The 21000-nt window shown below is 45.6% G+C and carries 14 protein-coding genes and 1 tRNA gene; 5 read left to right on the forward strand and 10 right to left on the reverse strand.

What is annotated here, in order from left to right:
• Positions 1–92 precede the first annotated feature (92 nt).
• Genes EHO57_RS12615 through EHO57_RS12630 form a run of 4 tightly spaced genes read right to left on the reverse strand, consistent with a single transcriptional unit; the run spans position 93 to position 4249 of the window.
• On the reverse strand, positions 93–1142 hold the full coding sequence (locus tag EHO57_RS12615; RefSeq protein WP_135643643.1) for a tetratricopeptide repeat protein: 1050 nt from the start codon (positions 1140–1142) through the stop codon (positions 93–95).
• Positions 1143–1154: 12 nt separating this feature from the next.
• Complete coding sequence (locus EHO57_RS12620; protein ID WP_135643645.1) at positions 1155–2090, reverse strand: energy transducer TonB family protein; 936 nt, start codon at positions 2088–2090, stop codon at positions 1155–1157.
• On the reverse strand, positions 2068–3099 hold the full coding sequence (gene ruvB, locus EHO57_RS12625; protein WP_135643647.1) for a Holliday junction branch migration DNA helicase RuvB: 1032 nt from the start codon (positions 3097–3099) through the stop codon (positions 2068–2070). Before ruvB ends, EHO57_RS12620 begins: the two co-directional genes overlap by 23 nt.
• Positions 3100–3109: 10 nt before the next feature.
• The gene (locus EHO57_RS12630; RefSeq protein ID WP_135643650.1) at positions 3110–4249 is read right to left on the reverse strand and encodes a S1C family serine protease; all 1140 of its coding nucleotides are present in this window, start codon (positions 4247–4249) and stop codon (positions 3110–3112) included.
• 86 nt (positions 4250–4335) lie between these two features.
• Between EHO57_RS12630 and tmk the strand changes: the two genes are divergently transcribed.
• Positions 4336–4929 (forward strand): dTMP kinase, encoded by a 594-nt coding sequence (tmk, locus tag EHO57_RS12635; protein ID WP_135643652.1) that lies wholly within the window; start codon positions 4336–4338, stop codon positions 4927–4929.
• Here the strand turns inward: tmk and EHO57_RS12640 are convergent.
• A complete protein-coding gene (locus EHO57_RS12640; protein WP_135643654.1) occupies positions 4923–5267 on the reverse strand; it encodes an LIC10421/LIC12816 family protein in 345 nt (114 codons plus the stop codon). The two genes, tmk and EHO57_RS12640, sit on opposite strands and share 7 nt — an antisense overlap.
• Positions 5268–5389: 122 nt before the next feature.
• Positions 5390–6835 (reverse strand): Omp85 family outer membrane protein, encoded by a 1446-nt coding sequence (gene omp85 / locus EHO57_RS12645; protein ID WP_246050682.1) that lies wholly within the window; start codon positions 6833–6835, stop codon positions 5390–5392.
• 147 nt (positions 6836–6982) lie between these two features.
• Here omp85 and EHO57_RS12650 point away from each other — a divergent pair.
• From EHO57_RS12650 to EHO57_RS12665, 4 genes are all read left to right on the forward strand, one after another.
• Positions 6983–7054 (forward strand) — tRNA-Arg (locus EHO57_RS12650).
• A gap of 479 nt (positions 7055–7533) precedes the next feature.
• Positions 7534–9177: a DUF3556 domain-containing protein gene (locus tag EHO57_RS12655; protein ID WP_135643656.1), complete on the forward strand. Its 1644-nt coding sequence runs from the start codon at positions 7534–7536 to the stop codon at positions 9175–9177.
• Positions 9162–10631 (forward strand): phytoene desaturase family protein, encoded by a 1470-nt coding sequence (locus EHO57_RS12660; protein ID WP_246050683.1) that lies wholly within the window; start codon positions 9162–9164, stop codon positions 10629–10631. Before EHO57_RS12655 ends, EHO57_RS12660 begins: the two co-directional genes overlap by 16 nt.
• Positions 10632–10633: 2 nt before the next feature.
• A complete protein-coding gene (locus EHO57_RS12665) occupies positions 10634–11272 on the forward strand; it encodes a TetR/AcrR family transcriptional regulator (protein WP_135643658.1) in 639 nt (212 codons plus the stop codon).
• 27 nt (positions 11273–11299) lie between these two features.
• Here the strand turns inward: EHO57_RS12665 and EHO57_RS12670 are convergent, their stop codons facing one another.
• The 4 genes from EHO57_RS12670 to EHO57_RS12685 form a co-directional block, all read right to left on the reverse strand.
• Entirely contained in the window at positions 11300–11959 is a 660-nt protein-coding gene (locus EHO57_RS12670) for a hypothetical protein (RefSeq protein ID WP_135643660.1), read from the reverse strand.
• Positions 11960–12064: 105 nt separating this feature from the next.
• Positions 12065–12424, reverse strand: a complete 360-nt coding sequence (locus EHO57_RS12675) for a TIGR04452 family lipoprotein (protein WP_135643662.1) — start codon at positions 12422–12424, stop codon at positions 12065–12067.
• Positions 12425–13190: 766 nt separating this feature from the next.
• Complete coding sequence (locus tag EHO57_RS12680; protein ID WP_135643664.1) at positions 13191–13880, reverse strand: hypothetical protein; 690 nt, start codon at positions 13878–13880, stop codon at positions 13191–13193.
• Positions 13877–20995 carry an RHS repeat-associated core domain-containing protein gene (locus EHO57_RS12685; protein ID WP_135643666.1) on the reverse strand — a complete coding sequence of 2373 codons (7119 nt, stop codon included), beginning with the start codon at positions 20993–20995 and terminating at the stop codon, positions 13877–13879. The genes EHO57_RS12680 and EHO57_RS12685 overlap by 4 nt, the downstream gene beginning before the upstream one ends.
• Positions 20996–21000: the final 5 nt, after the last annotated feature.

The raw sequence follows: 21000 nt of genomic DNA on the forward strand, positions 1-21000 counted from the left end.
ATTTATTCAATAATATTTTTCATAAACGAAATAAATTACTGAATTGCCGGTCCTTTCGTAACTGTAGGATTAACGACAATGATTTGATTCTCTCACTTACTCGGTTGACTCCCCGTAAACTCAATCTCTCCGTCTAACTCCTTGATCAGGATCTTTTTCAGGTCCTGATACTCCGGAACGTCCTTGAATCCAAGTCGGGAAGTATAATGCTTGCGGGCTCCATTCTCGAATACGTCCTTGCTTAGGATATATTTCATCCCCAGCGCGCGAACGACTGCAGAAGATTCTAAATTAATATTCTTTAATAGTTTATCTTCCTTATCGTAAACGAAGAAGATATAGTAATAATACATGTCTCCGGACTTTTGGAAGGCTTCTTGGGCGACAATATTCACGTCCTTATGCGAAAATGAATCGAATCGAAAATATTCCGTATTCTTGATCCTTTCGTCTGCGCTTGCGGATCTCAATTTGATCAAAGCCGTTTTCAACATCTCTGCTTCTTTTGTCTTATTCAGTTGGAACTTATTCTCGAGAAGCATATTTACGAGAGTGAAATTATTCGGGTCTTGCCTGTAGCTTTCTTCCAGATACTTTTCGGATTTCTTGAATTCTCGGTTGATAAAGTAGAGATTGGAGAGATTTACCAAGGCCATTAAATTCTCAGGATTGATCTCCAATGCCTTTTCGAATGAATCGATTGCCTTGGCTCTTTCGTTTTCTTGCAAATAGATATTTCCTAGGAACGGATACGCGTTCGGAGAAGCCTTATCTAATTCTATGCATTTCAAGAATTGCTTCTTTGCCCCTTGGAAATCCCCTGCTAAATACAGACTCACTCCGTAATGATCCCTGTATCTAGCATTATTCGGATCTAAAGAGATCGCTTTCTCGAAATAGAGATTTGCATTCTTTGAATCGTTTAACTGGAAGTAGGCGAAGCCTACCGCGTATTGCAATCCGTCATCCTTCTCTCTGGACTTCGATAATTTCAGAAGGATAGGCAGCGCCGATTGAAAATCCCTTTCTCGCATGTACGTATCCGCTTTTTCGAAGTCGGCTCGGTCGGAAGCGGACGGAGCGGATTGGCCGTACAGGTCCAAGGATAAAATTGTTATGCAAACGAATAGGAAATAACGCATAGAGCCTTCCTTCTATCTTCTATATATAGCGGGGAAGAGAAAGCGGATCCCGTAGATCATTCCTTGGGCCTTCACTTCTTCGGGAACTCGGCCGAAATTCTGTCCTCGGATCGCATCTATGCAGGCTTGGTCCACAAGGGTTTGGCCATGGGAGGAAACCAGTTTCGTATCTATGACCTGGCCGGCATCGTTTAATAAGAATTGCACTCTCGCTTCTCCGGGAACGATCGCTTCACGGATCACGGTCCCTGCCCCGTCCCTATAGCCATAATTTCCTCCGCCCGGAGGGGAGAAACTCTGCTCAATTTGTCGGAGCATTCTCTTGAAGTATTCGTATCCTACTAACTTCTTTGTGGGAATCGCAGTATTCGGACTTCCGTCCCAACGAAAACGTATATCTTCTTGGAAGCGATAATTGGAAGGGATCTTAGTCATTCTTCCGGTAGCAGCGGTTTGCTCTTGGGTTTGTTCCGTAGGATTCGTATTTTCCACGGGATCCTGTTTCAAGATAGCGACTTCGTATACCTGCTCATCTTCTGTTTTCTTTTGTGCGGATTGTGGAGTCGCTTTGGAAGGATTGCGAGCTATATTACCAAAAATGAATTCTCTAAACGGAGAAGATGTATGAAATCCCTTCTCCTTAGTGAGTCCGCCCGAACCAGCGGAGTCCGCATTGGAAAGGGCTTTGTATTCGTCCTTTACTGTCTTGTCCACGAACTCTTGTTCGAGTAGCACTTCGTAGATCTTTTCTCTTTCCGCTCTTTCCTTTACCTGAACGAGCGGGTCTTCTCCCAGGATCTGGAACAGGATATTACGTGTGAATAAATGAGCTACTAAGAAGGAACAAAATGCGAATACGATAAATGCCGCGAACAGAAGGCGCTTATCATCTTCCGGCAAATTATTGGTCGTATCTATTTCGGTTTTAAAAAAGGCCGGGAGTTGCATCTTCTTCTATATGTTTGCCGAATGCCGGAGGGACCCTGTCCATCAGCTTGTAGGCCTTCTCTGTGGCAACTCTACCGGAGGAGGTCCGATTGATCAAGCCAACTCTTACCATATAGGACTCATAATGATCTTCTAGTGTGCGCTCCTCTTCTCCCACTACGGCGGCGATCGGCTTTAAGCCCACCGGTCCTCCCTTGTATCTGTCGATCATGCACTCCAAGATCCTTCGGTCCATCTTGTCCAGGCCGAGTTCGTCTATCCCTAAGCGGGAGAAGGCCTCTTCGCAGGCGGGGATCCGTATCCTTCTCTCTCCTTTGATCTCCGCAAAGTCCCTCACTCTTTTGAGAAGGTGATTTGCGATCCTAGGAGTTTTTCGGGATCTTTTTCCGATCTCGAAGGCAGCGGCTTCGTCGATCTCATAGCCCAAGATCTTGGAAGAACGAAGTACGATTTGCTGCATTTCGGGATCGTCATAATATTCCAATCGGAAATGGATCCCAAAACGACTCTTGAGCGGATCGGAGATCATCCCGCTTCTGGTAGTCGCTCCGATCAAAGTGAACGGTTTGAGCTTGATCTGTATAGTCTGCGCAGTGATCCCTTCTCCCACGAGAAGATCGATCATGAAATTCTCCATGGCGGGATAAAGGATCTCTTCTACTTTTCGATTGAGGGAATGGATCTCGTCAATGAAGAGGATGTCCCCTTCTTCCAGATCCGTGAGTAATTTGGCAAGGTCCGCACCTCTGGTAAGCACAGGTGCAGAAGTGACTACAATTCTTGCTCCCAATTCCTGGGAGATGATCCCTGCCAAGGTGGTTTTTCCGAGACCGGGAGGTCCGGATAAAAGAACATGATCGAGAGCCTGCTGTCTTTTCTTGGCAGCACCCACGAACACGGAAAGATTGGAAAGGATTTCTTTTTGGCCCACGAACTCCGAGAACAGAGAAGGACGGAGAGAATTGTCCTCCTCGAATTTGTCCTCGGGATTTAGGGTATGTCCTGCCAAACGATTTCTCTTATTCCGCGAGCTTAACCGAAATCTTTAGGGTCTGGCCTTTTCGGAAGACGGTTACGGTGATCCTTTGTCCTACCTTGGACTCTCTGATCTTAGCCGCAACTTCGCTTGCACTCTTTACCTTGACCCCGTCTAGTTCCAGGATCACGTCTTCTACATCGATACCCGCTTCGGAAGCCGCTGATCCGTTCTGCACTTGACGAACAAATGCTCCGTCCTTGCTAGGAAGTTTGAGTTCTTTTGCGATCTCTTCGGTGAGATCGTCGAGGCCCACTCCCAGTCTGGCGCGCTTGATCCGTCCGCCGGATTTCAGCTCTTCTACCACCGATTTAGCCTCGTTGATCGGAATAGCAAAACCTAACCCGATAGAGCCTTCGCTCGGGGAAAGGATCATTCGATTGATCCCGACCACTCTTCCGTTGATATCTAGAAGCGGTCCTCCCGAATTTCCTTTATTGATGGAAGCATCCGTTTGGATATAATGCACTCCTGAATTGTCTATGCCGCCTCTTCCTACCTTGGAGATGACACCTACTGTCATAGATTGCTCCAAACCGAAAGGAGCGCCGATCGCGATCGCCCAGTCGCCCACCTTGACATCGGAAGAGTCTCCGATCTCAATAGGCTGCAGGTTTACGGCGCCTTCTACTTTTAAGAGAGCTACGTCTATGGTTTGGTCGCTACCCACGAGCTTAGCGGAAACCGGTTCTTTTCCGTTCTTGAATAAGACCTTAAATTTATCGAATCCGCGGACCACGTGATCGTTGGTCAGAATATAACCTTCTTTGTTCAGAACGAAACCGGAACCAAGTCCGTTGATCTTTCTTTTTTGCGTTCTGACACGACCTTGGGGTCCGTAGAGAAATTCTTGGAACGGGTCGTTAAACTGAGGCACGTTAACCGTTCCTTCAGTAGCGACTAACACCACACTAGGGGAGACGTTTTCGTATACTTCTTCAAAGGCTTTTTGAATAGAGATCGCAGCCTTTGCCGCCTGGCTCGGTTCTTTGTCCGATTTTGCATTTAAGAACAGCGTACTATCGCTGCCGGTTCCGCAATATAGAATGGGAGAGAGGATCACTCCTGCCATCACGGATATGCCTATCACCAGGAAATTTTTGAATCGATCGTTTTTTTTCATGGATTCCTGTCCTCGGGAATGCGATTCCGGTAGTACGCTTCAGCATTCGAAGCAAAACCACTCATGTCAAGTGGCTTTCCTTAAGCATGGCGCATACACCGGGATTTTACGTTTTTGAAGGTTTAGACGGGAGCGGGAAAAGTACCCTCACTCGTCGCCTCTTAGACCTTTTGCAGTCGAAAGATGTTCCAGCAATTTGTTTTGCAGAACCTACTCGCTACGAATCAGGAATCTATCTTAGAAAATTTTTAAGCGGAGAAATAGAACTCTCTCCCGAGAAACAGATCGAAGCGTTCTTAGCGGATCGAGAAGTTTCCTTGCAAAGAAATATTCTACCTTCTCTCGCGGAGAAAAAGATCGTACTTCTGGATCGGTACATGTATTCGACTGCAGCATATCAGTCCGGAGAGAATTTTTCGGCAAAAGAGATCTTGGAAAAGAATTTAGAGAGAAAATTCCCTGAGCCGGAACTTGTCTTTTATTTGGATCTAAAACCGGAAGAAGCCCTGTCCAGATTAAAGGTGAGAGATACGACTGCGGATCGATTCGAGACAATCTCCGCCCTGCAAAAGATCGCGAAGGCGTATGAGGAAATCCTTCCGGAGAACACGATCCGTTTGGATGCGAATTTGAGTCCGGAGGCTCTTGCGGAACTCGCCCTGAAGAATATCCCTTACTGAGTGGAAGTCGTTTGCAGATTTCTTAATGTAGCCTCATGGATCTCGGCCTCTCTTTCTAACTGAGAAGCAAGCCCCACTAGTTTTCTTTTTCGACCGGAAGAAGCTTCGCCCTTAGGTTCGGAAGAAGCCAGTTCTCTCAGATGTCCGGCCTCGTCCCTCTTCTTCTTAGCTAAATTGAGCAAGTATTTACGAACGATGTCTTTTTGTTCCTGAGTGGAAAGGCTTTCTACAAGGGCCTTTTCGATCAGCTTCGTCTCTTCTTCAGCAGAAAAAGAAGAAACTGCAAATGGGAATAAGGAAAGAAGGAGCACAATTGCAAGAGGATATTGGAATTTCATCTCGGTTCTCTATATGGGGATTCTAACTAGCCGATGATCTTTGTTTTGCTCGGCTTAAGCTCAAGGAAACAAGAAGAAGAAATTCTGGATAGCAAATTTCTTGGAGCTCTTGCGCAACACCTTTAGAAGATATGTCCCACATCGATGAATAGCTGGGAATCTTCCCTGGACTTACCGTAATCGATCAGGATCACAGTGGCTTGGTTCCAGATGATACGTAGACCGCTACCGTAAGAGAATTTGTATCCCTGGGTACCGATATCATGGTATCCGTCCCAGACCCTTCCGAAATCGTAGAATGGAACTAAGCTCAAGGTCACGAGCTGATCCCAAAACTTGAAAGTGCCAAACCTCCATCTGATTTCCACATTCCCGAAGCCGATCATAGGACCGATAAACCGTTCCTGTCTATATCCTCTTAAGGTCTGAAGACCACCTAAACCGTTGATCGCTCCGTCAATGGACCACATATAACGATATTCTGAAAAAGGAACTTCTCCTTTCGCGTATTGAACGGCGGCGCGAGAAGCAATTACCAATTCCTCGAACAACTTGGGAAAGGGCATATAGAAGAATTTCCCTTGTGCAAAGAATTTCTGGAACTCGAAATCGGAGCCCGACTTTCTGGATACATTGGAGTAATTCACTTCCAAAAGCATTCCGGAATCAGGATCCGGCTCGAAGTCTCTGGTATCGTACGCGAGCCCCAGGTGTAAGTAGTTTACATTCCCCCCATGAAATCCGTTGATCAGACCCTTTTGATAGTCCTGAGTCAGTTTGCTTTTACCGTTCGGAGTAGAAGAAGCCCAACCAGTATTCGGATCCTTTGCCGGAGTAAAATAGTCCTGATTGTTTGTGACCCTTCCATTAGGATAATCGAATGTACGAATGATGTTCTGAGAAAACTCAGGGGCTACGATCCAACGGAACGCCTTCGCAAAGGTCTTATCGATAGAAAAGGTACCTGTAGTGGAACGGAACTCGTACGTATTGTATTCTCGATTGCTTTGGTACGGGAAGGGAGATCCTGGATCGGAAGGTCTACGATAGGAAAGAGCATCCTCCCGATCCCCAAAAGGACTACCTGAGATCAAGGCCCCAGTCGGTTGATTCTTATCTCTATATGTCAGATCGTGTAAAGTAGACGTCCCAATTCCGAAATACTGAGAGTTTTTGTTAACGCTATAGTTAATGCTTCCCTTCAATCGATAGGCGGTATCGAATAAGAAGGGACTGTCGAAGGTCAGCTCATAGTATGCGGCACCGTTTGTAGTCTTGTATGCCTGACCCCCGAACCTGTACATATACGGTTGGAATTCGAAATAAGGGCTCTTGCGATTTCCGTTTTGGTAGAGATAACCCCGAGCTCCATAGCCTTGGCCTCTTACTGGATCTTGGGAGAAGACAGGAAGTCCTGTAGCATACCAACCTTCTCTTTTTTCTTGCAATTCGTCCGGAGAAAGACGTTTCGATTCGCTCAACTCAATGGCAACCTTCTCATCCTCCGCAAATAAGGAGAAGGAAAAGCAGATCGCTAAAACCAGTAGAATGATCCGAAAGAAGAACAAAGATAAAGCCGCCTATAGGCAAGGTGAGGAAGAGGAATAAAAAGTAAGCAAAAAACCAAAGATCTTACGGTAACAAATCGTGCAGGCCCCTCTTCGAAGGAATGCGATTGACTTGGGAACTTCTTCTCAAAAACTCAACAACGTAGGGCACCTATAGCTCAACGGATAGAGTACAGGCCTCCGGAGCCTGGAGTCCGGGTTCGAGTCCCGGTAGGTGCAAAATCCCCGACAACATTTGTATTGGACTCGAAGCTTTTGCACGAAAGCATTTGCAGCGATCCATAGAGAGCGTCGCAAATGCGCCGCGAGCCAAGGATGGCGAAGCGAGTGCAAAAGACGCCCCAGAGCTTAGTTGGCCAGGATGGACAACTGCGTCGGGGCGAGTCCCGGTAGGTGCACTCGAAGCACTATTGTTCCTACAATCCGATGCAAAGAGTTCCTACCTCGTTGGAACCCGAAAAAAATCCTCTTGCGTAGTTTATGTTTTTCTGATATGAGGAAACCGCGATCCCACAAGGCCCGCCTCCTCCACCCAATTCAGGGTGGGGGCCGCCGCCTGGAACCGGTTCCTCAGTAATATTGTCAGCTTCCTTCTTCTTAAAACGCATTCCAAGAAGATGACCAGTTAGTCATTTTTTATTGACATTTCTCACCAATCGACTATACCACGGTCCGCATTACAGAAACTGGAGAGAAAAATGTTCCTACCCAAAGCTCCTCCCTACGACGCCTTAGCCTGGGCAAAGATGTCCTTTGCCGAACGGGCCCGTCTATCCTGCCAGGCCTGGGCAATCCAAGGCTATGGCTCCCCTCTCGGAGCCTATATCGTTTACGTACTAAAGATCGTAGGTTATATCGCGGGATGGATCTATTTCTGTTCCTTCACGCCTGGATTAGGAGAATGGGGAACGATCTCTTGGTGGTTCCAACCTATCGCCTTCCAAAAAGCGATCGTATGGAGCTTGTTATTCGAGGTTCTTGGTCTCGGATGCGGAAGCGGTCCGTTAACCGGAAGATACTTCCCTCCTATCGGAGGATTTCTCTACTTCTTAAGACCGAAGACGACCAAAATGCCTTTATTCGAAGGGGCTCCTATCATCGGAGGAAAGACCAGAGGGATCTTAGAGGTCCTATCCTATGCAGCTCTCATTGTATCTCTTGTTTCTTGCCTGATCCATCCGGCACCGGGTCAAGATCAATTCCTACCTATCATCGTATTATTAGTTGTTGCGGGAATATTAGATAAAACTGTTTTTCTTGCGGCCAGAGCCGAGCATTATTGGGTAACCGTCGTGGTGTTCGCTTTCGCTCCGAATTGGATCGCGGGGGCCATGATCGTGCAATTATCCATCTGGCTATTTGCGGGCTTTTCCAAATTAAATTCTCACTTTCCAAGTGTAGTATGCGTAATGGCGAGTAACAGTCCTTTCACTCCATTTGCCTGGTTTAGAAAAGCGATGTATAAGAATTATCCGGACGATCTACGCCCTTCCAATACTGCGATCGTAAAATCGTATATGGGGATCTTATTGGAATTAGGGACTCCTATAGTTTTATTTACGGGAGTGGTAAGCGGTTCTTATACAATCGTAACGATCGGATTGGGAATGATGGTATTCCTTCATAGTTATATCACGAGTAATTTCCCGATGGGAGTCCCGATAGAATGGAACTTCTTGGTAGTCTATTCTGGTTTCTTCTTATTTGGAGCTCATTCCCAGATTACTCCTTTCGCATTGGACTCTACAGCGGTTGGGATCTTCCTCTTCTTCTTCTCTTTTGCGATCCCTTTATTAGGAAATATTAAACCGGAATGGGTGTCCTTCTTATTGGCAATGCGCTATTACGCAGGCAATTGGGCGGTAAGCGTATGGATGTTCAGGGACGATAGCTACAAACGATTAGAAAATCTCACCAAGACTTCTGCATGGTTGTATGATCAATTGGATATGTTCTACGAAAGAAAGGTCTCTGTAGGTTTGGTCAGCAAGGTCATGGCGTTCCGACTCATGCACCTGCACGGAAAAGCTTTCCAAACCCTGGTCCCAAAAGCCGTAAAAGATTTTGAAAGATACGAATGGGTCGAAGGAGAACTCATTGCGGGAATGATAGTCGGTTGGAATTTCGGAGAAGGACATTTGCATAGCGAACAACTTCTCAGATCCGTGCAATCTCAATGCGGTTTCAAAGACGGAGAATTGCGTTGTATCTTCTTAGAAGGACAACCGCTCGGACAATCCACATTGCATTATAGGATTCACGATGCGGAAAAAGGACTGATAGAAGACGGTAAGATCCAGGTAAACGATCTGAAAGATCTGCAGCCTTGGCCGACCAAATAATGGAATATTCTTCCAAAGAATATGATGTTTGTGTAATAGGCTCGGGCCCTAACGGCCTGAGCGCAGCAGCCTTACTCGCGAGTGCCGGCCATTCGGTGCTCGTATTAGAAGCTTCCGATACGATAGGCGGCGGACTGAGAAGCAAGGAACTTACCCTGCCCGGATTCTTACACGACGTTTGCTCCGCGGCGCATCCCATGGGGATCCTTTCTCCTTATCTGAAGACCCTTCCCTTAGAAAAGCATGGACTGGAATGGATAGAACCGAAGGCCTCGGTAGCTCATCCTTTGGACGGAGAAAGGGCAGTCCTACTAAAACTTTCCTTAGAAGAAACTGCGGAAGATCTGGGAATGGACCGCAAAGCGTATCGTGATCTTCTTTCTCCCTTTCTAAAAGATCCGGACGGACTCCTTTCCGACGCTCTGGCTCCATTAGGAATCCCTAAACATCCATTCTTACTGGCTCGCTTCGGATTATTGGGAATACGCTCCGCAAGATCCATCGCCGAAAACTTCTTCCAAGAAGAAAGAGCCAAGGCACTATTCGCAGGATGCGCAGGCCATTCCATTCTTCCGTTAAGCAGAGCATTGACTGGAGCGCTCGGCCTATTATTCTCTATCACAGGACATATCAGATCTTGGCCGATAGTTGCGGGGGGATCCCAGATGATAGCAAAGTCCTTAGCCTCTTATCTCCAAACCATAAATGTAGAGATCAAAACCGGTCAAAAAGTAGAGAACTTAAGACAATTACCGAAGACAAGAGCGATATTATTCGATACCAGCCCGGACCAGCTAGCAATATTAGGAGAAAAAATATTACCTTCTTCTTATATAAGAAGAATTAAATCCTATCGTTATGGGCCCGGGGTATTTAAAATGGATTGGGCCTTGGACGGACCCATTCCCTGGAAAGATCCTCGTTGCCTCGAAGCCTCCACAGTTCATCTTGGAGGAAAATTCTCCGAAATTGCCGCCTCGGAAGCCGAAGTCTGGAAAGGAAAACACCCGGAAAAACCGTACATATTGGTGGTCCAACAAAGCCAATTCGATCCGAAACGAGCTCCTAAAGGAAAACATACGGGTTACGCGTATTGCCATGTTCCTCATGGATCCAATTTGGATCTAACCGAGGTCTTAGAAAAACAGATCGAACGATTTGCGCCCGGATTCAAAGATAGGATACTAGCCAGACATACAATGAATACCCAGGACTTCTATGGTTATAATGCGAACTATGTCGGAGGAGCGATCACAGGCGGGGTTGCCGATCTAACTCAGGCGTTCTTTCGACCGATCGCAAGAATGAATCCATACGGGACTCCCGATCCGCATTTGTATATTTGTTCCGCATCCACTCCACCGGGAGGAGGAGTACATGGGATGTGCGGGTATTATGCAGCCAAAAGCGTATTAAAGAAAATTCATACACTCAAACCGGTCCGGTACAAATAAGAATGAAATCTTCCCATCTAGTTTCCAGAAGAGAAGACAATAAGACCAGAAATAGGAACTCGATCATAGAGGCAGCGAGAAAGGTGTTCGCTTCCATAGGATTTGAGGCCTGCTCCACAAGGGAGATCATCCGCGCAAGCGGACTTGCCCAAGGAACCTTTTACAATTATTACAAGGATAAAGAATCCGTAATGCAGGATATCGCCGACGAATTATCGGAGGGTATCCGTTCCGGGATCCGAGAAGCAAGGGCAAAGGCAACGACTCCTCTCGCATTCTTAAGCGATGCCTATTTTGCGGTATTCAACGTAATGATGCAAGACCGAACCCATTTGGAATTGATCGCAAGGAACCGGGATATCATTCGGGGTTATCTTTTCCAAGGAGGCCCCATGACATATATATTAGAAGAATTAGATAGAGATGTGGAGAATATGATCTCTGCAGGAAGCTTCTCCGCTCACCCGATCCATATCACCTCAGTCATGATGGTCGCCGCCGGCTTTGAAGCAATGGTGCTCTTAGCAAATGAGAACCGCTACGATATCCGTAAGCTCTCGGATTTTCTAGGTCTCTTGTTCCAAGGCGGGATTGAAAGAGTCTCCCAAATGATGAAGGATGACGGAGAACTTTTTGTGTAACTCGGCCATATAGTTTCTCCGCTCGATCTAAAAACGAAGGCTTACACGATCCTTATATACAGGAGAAGAATTTGGATCCACAATGGTCCGCACAGTAGGATCCGAGAGAAGATTTATAAAACCTTGATCGACTGCATTCGCAATTCCTTTAGAAACGGAATCTGCAGACATATAGCCGGCGTGAGTCATCGGAGGAACGAGAGAACTCAAACGCCCTGATTTACCTTCTACAGTTTTCACTAAATTCTTTCCCTGATAAAATTTAAACTCCATAGATATTTGGAAAACGGTAAAATTGAAGATCCCGGTCAACGCGTCGGTATGAAATTCATATTTGATATCCTGTATTTTAGTAGAGATAGAATTAATATCCCTATGCTTCTTAAATAAGGAATCGATTACGACTACATTCTCAAACTGAGCTTCCGCCCGATTTCTCATTGCTTGTTCGACGGATTGACCGATCTTAAAAGTACTTTCCGAGTAGCGTGGATATGTATAGTCCCTTAGATCTTTCGGAATTAAAATAGCAATCTCCTGAGAATACTGAGGTAGATCGATCCTCACCTTCTCCGGTTTTTGGTCCACAGATATAGCGCAAGAAATGAAAACCCCAAGGCAGAGACTAACGAGTCTGCAATACAAAAAAGCCGATCCGATCGTTCTCAAAAAACTGCGAAAACTCATATTCATACTTGAGTTAGTATATTTGAGGGTTTAATAGGATTGTAAATAAAATTTATGAATAAAAATCAGGCGCAAAACTTGTAAGTAAGTCGCAATAGGCGACTATCAATACTTTTCCGGTTCTAATGCGCAAGGCCCGTTTCTTCTTAGATTTAAATCCCAAGGTGAGACTGCGTTAAATAAAAGTAAGATGTTCTTAACACAATTATCCACTTGGGCCTTCTTGTAATACTTATCTTCCTGCAATCCCTTGAACTCAGTCGCTAAAATATCGGTGGGATCGATCGCAAGAGGTTTTCCATTCAAAGAAGTAAACAACAGATCCGACTCGATAGAAGCGGTGAGTAATCTTTGCTTTACTACATCTCCTCTCTGGTAGTCAAACTGTGTCGCAAGTCCTATAGGACCAGCGACCATACATTTGGCTAAAATCATTCCGAATAGAACTAATACTGTTTTTTTCATTTTTTCCTTCTGATCATATAATTAAAAAATAATGTATTTCCCAGAGAAACTGCCTATTGACTTCCCCCGGTATCGATATGACACTTAGGTTCTACATCGCCTGGCTTGTTCTCTTCGATCTGGAATTCGAAAGCGAAGCCCTTATGGCCTTCCTGAGAGTTTTTATTTTCTCCAAGCTGGAGATGGATTACCGTGGGAGGATGCTTCGAATAGTCTAAGCGAGCCGGCAATACCGTCATTCGGATCGAATGATTCTCGGGGAGATTTAGCTCTCTAATTACTGTGCTAATCCGTTCATTTTCATGATCGTTTATATAGAATTGAAACTTATTCAATCCGGACGGCACTGGCATCCAATACTCACAGTCGAAAATAAAAAACTCTCTTCGATCTCCGTTTAGGATTTGCCAGATCCGGCTTCTATAAAGCGTATCCCCTTTATGAATATAATAATTTTCAGAAGGGTTTATCGAATATAGATAATCTCCTTTTGCTAAAGGGAATGGAGCATCAGGATCAAACCATCGAAGCACAAAATTGTATTGGTTAGTTTTGTAGATCCAATACTCAGGTTCATAACTCCTTCTATCTTTATAGTCTTTCACGTTGAATTTTAAGTAAGTAGACTTAACATTCTTTGCTTCATGACTATATCGAGATTCACCAATACCCGCCAAAGGAATGCAGCCGACATTATGAAAGAAATAAAATGTGAAAGAAAAGGATATGAGGAGGAAGCGATTCATGATTATTACTACCAAGATCTTCATTTATGCGTCTCCGCATTCTCATACAAATCGCATTGTAATTCTTTTTCGCCCGGCTTGTTCTCTTCGATTTGGAATTCGAAAGCGAAGCCCTTATGACCTTCTTGGGAATTTTTATTCTCTCCAAGTTGGAGATGGATTATTGCAGCAGGGTATTTAGAATAATCAATACGCGCAGGAAAAACGGTCATTCGAAGGGAGTGGTTTTCCGGGAGATTAAAATCTCGAATAATTTTGCTACTTCTTTCTTTCTCAAAATCATTTACATAAAACTGAAATTTATTATGCCCGGACGGCAAAGGAATCCAATATTCACAATCGAATGCAAAGAATTCCCTCCGATCTCCATTCAACATTTGTTCAAACCAATTACGATGCAAATGGTCATTTTTGTTTTTGTAATATTCTTCTGCAGGATTTATAGGGTACGAGTAATCACCTTTTGTATATGGAAACGGGGGATCAGGAGGGAACCATTCCAAAAGAAATCTATATTGGTTTATTTTATAAAACCAACTATCTGGCTGATAATTCTTACGATCTTTGTAATTTCTTATTTGAAATTTTAAAAAATTTCCTTTCGTAGTTTGTATTTCATAGCTCCTGTTACGAGGGACAACTCCTCCCAGAGGTATGCATGACTCGCAATGGATGCACAGTATAGTCAGCAGGAGAAATTTGAATTTCACAAACTTCCTCCACAGGTCTTATGAACCGCATCTCCGTAATCTAAAACTAGACCAATCGGTGGAGCAGCCTTTTTCGTCTCATACTCAATATAATACCCTACAGCGTCCGCACCGACAGATCTCCAATCCTTCTTATAAGCACTATTTGCAGTACTCGCGTATCCAAAGTATTCGGCGGCTTTCTTTATTAAGGTATATTCTCCAGTGATTGCTCCAAAGATCCCAGCAGCACTGACTCCCATCATGATCCCGAACTGGATACCGGTTGCATAGCAAGCCGCGATCCTCGCGTCCTTCTCGCTCCAATGTATATTATTGAAACTTGATTTAGACAGACCGCCTGCTATATACGCTTGAAGGGTGAATGGAGAAAGGACCGATCCAGCAAATGCGACCCCTACATAACCTGCAATTAAAGCAGTAGTGCTAAGCAAATACGCGATTCCCGCGGCGGGAACGATGGCAGTAACCAGAGCCGCCATTACCAAAAAAGAAGCGACCGTAAGAGCGGCGACTCCGGCAAGCAAGGCAGTAGCACCTGCAACCATTGCTACAGAAGAAGCGAGAAGTCCGGCCCCAATCCCCAAGGCTCCTGCTACCATGGTTATAGTCGAAGCCACTGAGACTGCTCCCATGCTTGCAACCAATCCTGTGACGGCAGCCATGGTCGCTCCTGCACTTCCCGCTAATGCACCTCCAAGTGCGACACCCATTAGATTCAGTCCGACAATGCTAGCGATCCCGACCCCTGCGGCGCCGATCCCAAGAGCCGTGCCGATCAGGGTTACGGGAGCGATCGCTGCCCCTACTCCTAAGGCATCGCTCCATCTTTGGGAACTGATGAAGAATGCGCGTTGGAAGAAGCCACTAACGGAAATATGAAAATTAAAAAAACCTAAACCGTTTCTATCCAAGAAACTGCTCAGGATGCTATTCCCGCTCGGATCCGTATATCGTACAGGATTTCCTTCCGTGTACATGTATAGATCCATGCCCATAGGGCGATTCGAATCCATAACCGTATCCGCTTGTAGGAATCTTCCTAAGATCGGATCGTAATATCTAGCCTTGAAATAATAGAGCCCTGTTTCCTTATCTTCTTCTTGTCCGTTGTATTTATAACGGAACACATCCGGTCCGGAAGAATCTGTGCGTTGTATTTCCCCATACGGTTTATATGAAATATAGGATGCTCCTCCCTGGTCTCCTCCGGCGATCCGATTCCCATTCCCGTCGGTTGCCATTGTGATCGAACCCAAATGGTCCGGATGTAGGAACAAAAACCCACTGAAAGGAAGTCCGGCTCCGGAGCCTGCTCCCCCCGGTTCGTACGGATTACTGACGGAAGGCGTATCGGAACTGAATTGAGGAGCAATCAACCAAGGGGGAGTTCCGTTCCCGTTAGGCATAAATACGGAGCAATGCGAAAAGCTTAAAAGAAGAATGGGGGTCGCAAACTTAAATAGAATGCTACGGATCCCCTCTTGGTAGGCTAAAAAGGCGAATCCTAAGCTTAAGAAGATTGCTATATACAGAAATCCCAAATTAGTTCCGGGAATTAAGAAGAAATACTTAATCCCTCGGATCGACTTATCTTTTAAGTTCCATACAAGGCCGTTCCAAGCCGATCGCATCTGGGAGGAAGGATCTTCGACCATTAGGGCCTTGCTTACTAATACCGCATCCGTTCTGGTCCATTGGCCGACCAGATCTCCCGCATTTCCCTTAAAGTACAATGTGTGTTGAGGAGATTGCCCCGGAGTTAGGACTACTTCATAGATCCCTCCGATCGAAATGGTTTTACTGGAATCGCTGGACTTTGTCTTTCGGATCCGAGTCCCTGTAAAATCGTAATCGAATAGAATGGTATCCTGATCGGCGGTGGTTAAGCTCTTTAATTTCTGAAAGGAATTATAAGTAAAATTTTCTCCGCTCCTAGAGATCACATTCCCGGAAGAGTCGTATGAATAATCGTAGCTTGTATTCTGCCCGACTACGCGACTCACCGCATTCTTATGAGATTGGTTCGTATAAGAATATGTTAAATTTCCTTTTTGGAGTAGTTTTCCGGAATCCGAATATTGATAGTCTTCGCTTCCATAAACTCCCGCCGCAGTTAAGAGACGATTGAGAGGGTCATAGGTAAAGTTTTGGCTTCGACCCGGATTTACCTTGTCTTGGATGGATAGATAATTCCCAAAATTGTCGTACGAATATTCTATACTTTGGTAGGTCTGGGTATCCTTAGAGGTCTTGAATTTAGTCGGCCTCAGTTGGATCGGATCGTAATAGATATCCGTACGGACCCCATTGCCTAGAACTCTCTGGATCTTGATCTGACCGTCTTCCAGAATGGGACCATTGTATTGAACTACAGGAAAATCCGAACCGCTTCCATTCGAGGGAGTCAATGTGATCCCCGAAAGATAACCCGCATCCGAGTAGAGATTCTTGGCGATACTGCCATCCGGATAAACGATTTCTTCTACTTGGTTCTGTAGATTGAATTTCTTTTGGATGAGAAAGGTCAAATCCTCATCTATTAAATTTTTCTGAATTAGAGTTTGGTTGCCACGAATATCGTATTGGAACTCCGTGCTTCCCAAATTATCCGTAACACGGGTCAATCTCCCGATCGCATTGCTTTTTTGCGGATCATCATACTCGTACGCATGCGATTCCAATTCTCCTTGAGAAGAACGACCCGTAACTTGGACGGTCCTCCCCAAAACGTCATAACCATATCCGACCTTGGATCCGTTCGCATTCCTTTGCTCTATTAGATTTCCCGAATTCGGATCGTAGGAGAACTCGGTAATCCCGGAATCGGGATGAATGATCTTAGTCTGTCTTCCTGCAAGATCGGTCTCAATGTATGTGGTCCCGTTTTCAGGATCGGAAATCTGCGAGGTCTTTCCGTTCGGTGAATAGGAATAGCCGATCGTCTTTCCTTGTTTCGTAACGGAAATTACTTGCCCCAGCGCGTTCTTGACCTCGACAGTCCGGCCAAGAATATTCCCACCCAAGGAATCGGTACTCGTAATCGAGAGTCCGTCACGAGAAATATCGGTTATCGTTCCATCGTTACGCGTCGCTTTGGTCTGGTTCCCTTCCACATCGTAGGAAAAGTCCGTCCAGGAAAACGGATCCGATCCTTCCAAATAAGGATCCACCTTACGAACGACCCGTCCCTGAGGATCCTTATGGGTCTCCTCCACGAGTACGTAGCCGCTCCCAAGACTGCTTCGCTTTTTAGAGATTCCGGTAATATAATTACTCAAATCTTCCCGCCAGGTCTCACCATTACTGATGCGAAATACTTTTCGGACAAGCTGATTCTCTAGGTCCCCGGTGTTCTCATATTCGAATTTTTCAGACCAATCGCTTTCTCCCGGCAGATAACTGAAGGCCGCTCGCCCCAGTGGATCGTATTCCGTTTTAGAGACCGCGCCATTCGGATCGGTATTAGAAAGCTCTAATCCTCTCGTGTAATCGTACGTCTTTAAGGTGGTATGGCCCAGCGAATTGCTGATCTGGGTCGGATACTTATGGACCACAGGATCGTATTGAATATTGCTAATATTCCCGTTGGAATCCTGGACAGAGATCGGATTTCCATACTCGTCATAAGAATGAATGAACTGAGCCTTCCAAACACCCGTCGAAACCATTTCCTGAACCGATGATATCGAAGAATTAGAATATTCCATTTTCTTGTAAGAGATCAAATTCCCATCTCTTTGGATCTGACGATCCGTAGGTAGACCCAGTATTCCCGCATTCCAATCGTTTTGATACGCATTGGTTTCCGTTAAAGTCGTTCCGTTCGTATTTGTAGATTTGCCGATCACATTCCCGAAGGAGTCGTATACTGGAGTGATCGTAGTGGAGCCGAGAAGTTGACCTCCACTGTAGGAATTTTCAGTCGAAGCACCTGGCAGGATCAATATGCTACCAAATTGAGAAGAAGACTTCGTATAAGACCTAAACGATTCTCCTACCTGGACCCCATTTCGAAAGGAAACCTGGTACGTAGGACTTCCTACCATTTCTAGGAAGCTTGGCTCATACTTGGACTGGACCTGGGAATTGGAGACCAAATCCGTTTGTCCAACGGATTGAAAACCGATATAGCTGGAATTCCGAAAGCCTCCTAAGAATATTCTGGAATTCGAATATTGGAATTTTTGGGAAGAAAGAACCGAATCTCCCGCCTTCTGGGACAGACTCGTCAAGAGAACATCCGTAAAGCAGACGGATTGGATCTTAGGATCCGAAGAAGGAGCGCCAATAGAACAAGCTCCGATATGATCCTTGGCAAGTTGGTAATCCAAAGTCTGCATCACTGTGCCGGAAGAAGAGACCGATCCGTTCTCCATTTGCGCGACCAGTCCGCTCGGTACTTCCTTACGGAAACGCAATAGCGAAATACTTACATTCGATTCGTACGGAAACTGGCGATACAGGGTCGTATTGATGAAGGGAGCGGAACTGGGAATACTGGACTGAAACCCCTTTTGGTTCCCATCCATACCGAGAAGCTCCGGCTTTCCATCCGAATTGATATCCAAGGCCATAAAGAACCCATTCGTAGACCAAGTATCGTCCCCGTCCGCGGAGTAGATTGTATTCCCATCACCACCGACTTTTGCATAAGAAATACTTAATAGAGAAGAAGAATCGTCAAAGCGTAGAAAGTCCGCCTTTCCGTCCCCGTTCAAATCCAGAAAAGTCTTAGGATTTCGCCAATTGAAGTAAGCATTCTGCGCCGCCGAGCCGGAACTCGGAGAAGCAGGCAAATAATCGCTCAGATCGATAGGCACCTCGTAATATAATAGATTCGTAATGCTTATCGAGAAATTCCGAGTAGTAATACTCTCTACAGAAGGGTCCGTATTCGCAGGATCCGTCGTATTCACAGCATTCGCTCGGATCGTATCCAGGGTCCCATCCCCGTTCAGATCCATGGATTGGTCCTGATTCCAATACAAGTTAAAGGCAGGAAGATAGGTGGATTGGACCGGATCGTACAATTCTACCTTAAAGAATGGATTCAAATAATTGGAAGTATCGTAAGTAACCCGATCCTTGATCCCGTCTCCGGAGAGATCGATCTCCAAATAAGAAGAAGATGCCAGATAACTGAACTTCTTCTTTTCCAGATTGGCATAGGCCCCATTCACTTCCGAACTTACGAACGGACTGGCCCCATTCGAAACGAATTTTCGTCCATCAAACGGATAATACGAGATATTCCCCTGGCTACCGGTCAAAGAGAAGAATGCAAAATCCGCATACCCATCCCCATTGATATCCGCTAAGAATTGATCCCCATGTGCGCCGAAACTTGGTCTGGATATCTCAGTACTTTCTAAGGGAAGCAATTGTCCGTTCTGAGAATCGAAGAAAGTGACGATCAGTCTCTTGTTCCCATTCGTAGTCGCTATTCTCACAAAATCGGGAACCCCATTTCGATCCAGATCCACGAATTGCTGGAACTCCGTCCCGAAATCGGTAATAGCTAAACTTTGGCTCTTTTGGAAACCGGAGCCGGTAGACAAAAACACCTCTATCGAGGATCCGTCTGCAGTTTGCAGAAAATCCGTCTTTCCGTCCCCATTTACATCTGCGGTAAAAAATCTCTGAGAAAAATCGTCCGCCGTCGAATCCAGGGTTCCTATTAGAATATTTGAATATTCAGAAGAGGAAAAGTTCGGACCGTAATGAACTTTTAAAGGCAAGCCTTTCTGTCTCAGAACTAAAAAGTCGCTCTTCCCATCCCCATTGAAATCACCAGGTAAAATTTGTCCTTGGGTGCTCAACCCGATGGGATCACCCACTCGATTTTCGGCAGCACTCAAGGAGATATTTCCGGAACCGTCCCAAGAACCCAAAGAAGAGACCGTAAATTTTTGGTCTCCCATTTCGCCTAAGATGCGAACTAGCTCGGGAGAACCATCTCCATCCGTGTCCATGGCAGTCACGAAAGACATCTCCACACCGTTCACGCAAACATCCTGGAAGGCTTCCATCCCTGCCCTGCAGAGATCCGGAGCGGTATAATTACTTGCTACAATGCATCCCCAATCCGCGGTGCAGGCACAGATTGCCTGAGTGATCGAGCAAGAAGATTGCACACTCGGCTCCAAGGCCCGATACGAGTTCTTAAAACTCTTGCCGGAAGATTGGAGAAGATCACTCTGCTTGGACCTTTGTGTATACGAAAATGTGATCGGTTTGTACTGTTCTCTATGAAAAGAAGAAAGAATGGACTGACCGTCTAACGAGTCATAGTCGAACTCATAGGTTTCCACTTCCTTTTCCGCACCGGACTCGTCCTTTGCAAAGACTTGGATCCGATCCAAAAGTTTTCTACGAGAGATCTGGCGAGTCGCATAAAACAGCTTTTCCCCAAAGCCATCCGAACGATCCGTATAGGAGAAAACGATCCTGGCATTCCCTCTGGCATACCGGACCTCTTTCGGAATAGGCTCATTGGATTGCAATGTTTCCGGATCATAGCTGATATCATATCCGTTCCCGAATCGATCCCGCACCTGATCCAGATAGTACGTAACAGGTTGTCCGTTCCCATCTAAGATCGAATTGGCTCCGGAAGAATTGTTTTGCCCGAAGGAATATACCGTACCGTTCCTATCTCGGATCTTCCAAACATTAGAAGAGAGATCTACCTTTGAAAAAGTCTCGTATTTGAATTTATAATCCCCATTCGAAGAAAGGATCTCTCCAAACTGATCCGAAACGAATCCATCCGAAGATCCATAATGAATTCCTAAACTAGGATTCTTGGCCACCTGAGAGAAACCGGATAAGGACCAACCCTTCCCCAGGATCCCTTGGTTTGTAGAACCGGAGTATTGGATGGAGATATTCGGCACCAGATCTCCTGCTCCAGGAGGGACCTGGATCCCAAGGGAAAACCTTGCCTTCCCCGTATGGTCCACATTCACTTCCGGAAACGGAAGAGGGATCTCCGTTTGGATCCCGAATAGATTCGCGAATAAGGCAAACATAGGTCGGAGAGGATTCCCCGCCAAGACGAATAACGCACTCAACAGAATCAGAATTATATAGTATTTTCTAGATCGAAACATTCTCT

It is taken from the genome of Leptospira langatensis (assembly GCF_004770615.1).
Lineage (GTDB): Bacteria > Spirochaetota > Leptospiria > Leptospirales > Leptospiraceae > Leptospira_B > Leptospira_B langatensis.